Annotated in this window: 3 protein-coding genes; all 3 read left to right on the forward strand. The window is 51.7% G+C overall.

Annotated elements, in window-relative coordinates; translation table 11 throughout:
- Positions 1–114 precede the first annotated feature (114 nt).
- A complete protein-coding gene (locus XBLMG947_RS22305; RefSeq protein ID WP_245228298.1) occupies positions 115–2,400 on the forward strand; it encodes a M23 family metallopeptidase in 2,286 nt (761 codons plus the stop codon).
- A gap of 6 nt (positions 2,401–2,406) precedes the next feature.
- Positions 2,407–2,925 carry a hypothetical protein gene (locus tag XBLMG947_RS23060; protein WP_139074477.1) on the forward strand — a complete coding sequence of 173 codons (519 nt, stop codon included), beginning with the start codon at positions 2,407–2,409 and terminating at the stop codon, positions 2,923–2,925.
- A gap of 78 nt (positions 2,926–3,003) precedes the next feature.
- A partial coding sequence (locus XBLMG947_RS20770; protein WP_343123843.1) for a contractile injection system protein, VgrG/Pvc8 family occupies positions 3,004–3,282 on the forward strand: 279 nt, incomplete at its 3' end.

Below are 3,282 nucleotides of genomic sequence, written 5' to 3' on the forward strand. Positions count from 1 at the left end.
AGTCGGCATCCGTTCTTGGGTGGGCAGAGCGGCAATCCCGCCCTGCCGCCTTTGCCTGACGACTTGAAGAAGCCCGATGGCACTGCACCTTTTTCCGTCTAAGGAAGGACATCAATGCTTATCAGCTACCCCATTTTACCTGCCAACGCTGCCAATCAAAGCGACCAAGCGAAGTTCGATGCGATGGTGGCGCTTACACAACCGACCAGAGGACTCTACCCAATCACAACGGGAAACCGCTGGCACGGCGGCATCCACCTTACACCGGGAACCGAGCCCATACGTGCGATCGCTGATGGCGTCATCGTCGCCTATCGCCTGGCTCCGGCAACCAAAGACTATCCAGGACAGGGCCTTTACGACACCAGTTTCGTGCTGATAAAGCACGATACGCATAGCGGTGAAAACACGCAGGTCGTGTACTACTCGCTATACATGCACCTCGCCCCGAAAGGCTCGCTTACCGACGCTCAGCGGTCACAGATGATGCCGTTCCTGCGGAATGCGGCAACTGGCGAATCGGCAACGCAAGCACCTGCCAATACCCGGGTTTGGCGGAAGGAAGTACTCGGCTTCGGGGGCCAGCTCTACGGCGTACCGACGGTGCACTTCGAGATATTCACCACGGAAGCAGACCTTGCGAGGTTCTGGCGGGACGCCAGCGCTGTCGCGGCAGGTGGACATGGCTCCAATGATGTCTTCGGGGATACCCACTTCATCCTCCCGGCCAATCTCAACTTCGTAGCGCGTCATCCGCATGCCGTCGCTCCACACCGTTTGGATCTACCAAACCAGAATGAGTTTTTCAATCTACCAGTTGGAGCAGCGGGCCAAAATAGCGAGCACCTACATATCGTGGTAGAGCTAAAGGCGGGGCGCCGCATTGCTACGACTTATCGCCTTAATGCACAGGGAAGAATCACTACACAGGTGGGGCTGCCCGTTGATCAGGACGATTATGAGTATGATCTATTCCGTATTGCAACCGCTCTCTATACTGATCGTCCAAGCGCAGGATTTGAGTATCTTCGTTATGGGCGAATACTGAATGGTGAGACCACGGCACGCATAGAGAATTGGCAACTAATTCGTTACACCGAAGACGCAATAGGTTACATCAATCTCGCCGATCCGGGTCACCATATTGCCGTACTTTCAGATGCGGACTTCCCCCTATATTGGCAAAAACTGGAGGAAGGACAAACAGCTAGCCCGACCGACGGCATAGCAAATGTTGATGTTTTGACGCAGCTGTTGAATTTGCCAGCATCGCCTACCGAGCCATCATTATCATCTCCACCCAGCTTCGCATCTCGTGCGAGCGATGCAGTGGTTGCAAAGCAGCTACAACATTTTATTTGCAAGCATCCCAGCGAATGGGACTCCAGCGATTTGGACGCCAGGTACTCGACTTTAAAGCAACCAGGCCAGCTCCTAAGCGAAGCCGCTGCTTGGAAAAACTTCAAAGATCATGTCGACGCTATGACGTTTTGGTCGCAGTCTGGCCTAGCCGACCGAAGCGTATGGCACTTTCACCCACTTTCATTCATTAAGCATTTCAGAAAATGTGGATGGCTCACCGCAAGAGAACTGGCTAGAACCATCCCTAACCGTCCAGGATATTCAGCAAATGGAGCAGTAAGGACAGCTTTGAATACTGGACGAATTTCGATGGCCAACGCCTTACAAAGAACAGCTAATTACATAACCCCTCTTAACCAAGTTATGCGCAAATATGGAATCGCGGCAACGCGAATCCGCCAGACACAGTTCCTAGCCCAAGTGATGTTGGAAACTGATAAATGGCAAACTATGACCGAATACGGGCATGGTGCAGCAAATACTCGCCTACCAATGACGCAATACTATTTAGCATTCTATGGCAGGGGAATTATGCAACTGACATGGGCCGGCAATTACGATAGCTATGGAGCATACAGAAACTTCGCGCATTTTAACGGCCCTTACCAAGACGCACGAATAACTGGCACATCAACTCACTACTGGGGCGATCCCACCCTACGAGATGCACATGGACGGATCATTGGCCTAGATCCAAACAAACCTCCAAGACGTTGGGCAGATCGCTATGATCCTGCGACCATAGAACAATCACCCTACAATTCCTGTGATAGCGGCGGGCATTACTGGGTTTCTAAACGGCATAATGGCGAATACAATATAAACAGAGTAGCAGATCGTGTTTTCTCTGCCGAATCCATCGGTCGCACCTCAGTGCTTGTTAATGGAGGTGGGAATGGCTATTACGAAAGACAGGCATATGCGCGCTATGCCTACCGCATTTTGGGGGATGATCCAGCAAGTGCCACTACCGAGCGACACTCTGCTGCGAGAAATAACGTAACCATGGTGGTTGACTATACGACTCCAACTGAGTAGCAATCCATGCGAATTAAATACCTGCTCGCGTCCTACTTGACGCTAACCCTTACTTCCTGCTTCTCATCGGCAAGCTTCTCGGCAGAGACAAGTACCGTAGCGCCAAGAAAAATCGACGCTTCATCTTTCGACAAGGGAGCCATATCTTTAATAGAAGTTGATCCAAATGAATCTATTGATTTAAACAAAACCATCACATGGGAAATTCTTGGTGACCAGTATTACTTCTTCCCCGTACAATACGGCAGCAACCAAGGGTGCCGATTTGTATTCGTCAACGCAACCAAAAAAAAGGCTGTAAGCGATGGCGACTTCAATTTTGAAAATTGCTCATTCATCAAAGCCCCAGAAATAGTTGACTTAAATCATGATGGAATTAATGACATCAGAGTTTGGCTAAATCTCCCCAATCAAACTAACCCCGCTGTCAATGTGAATCATAATATAGATTTCATCTACACACCTGAGAAGAAGATGTTCTGCGAGCCTGTAAGTGGCATTCCATGTAATTCTGTACCAGAGTAATAAAATACCAACGGATCGCAGGCAGGCTTCATCCGCGTAGCCATTGTCAAGGGGCTGTAAAAGATCGCGAACGAAACGATGGATATGCCGACTCTGGCCGTCGCCCTCGCTAGTCTGGCGCAGCCATCCCAACACGCCCGCCTGATCCAACTGCGCGCCCCGGTCGAGGGGCTGGTGGTGGAACGCTTCCACGGGCAGGAGGCGGTGTGCGGCGCCACCGTGCTGCAGATCGAGTGCCTGGCCACCTCGGCGTTTCTCGATGCCGAAGCGCTGCTGGAGCAGCCACTGGACCTGCAGCTGCGCCAGGCCGACGGCACGCAACGCCACTGGCAGGGCCTGTGCACGGAAGTGGCGCAA

Origin of the sequence: Xanthomonas bromi (assembly GCF_900092025.1) — a bacterium.
In the GTDB taxonomy this organism is placed as follows: Bacteria; Pseudomonadota; Gammaproteobacteria; order Xanthomonadales; family Xanthomonadaceae; genus Xanthomonas; species Xanthomonas bromi.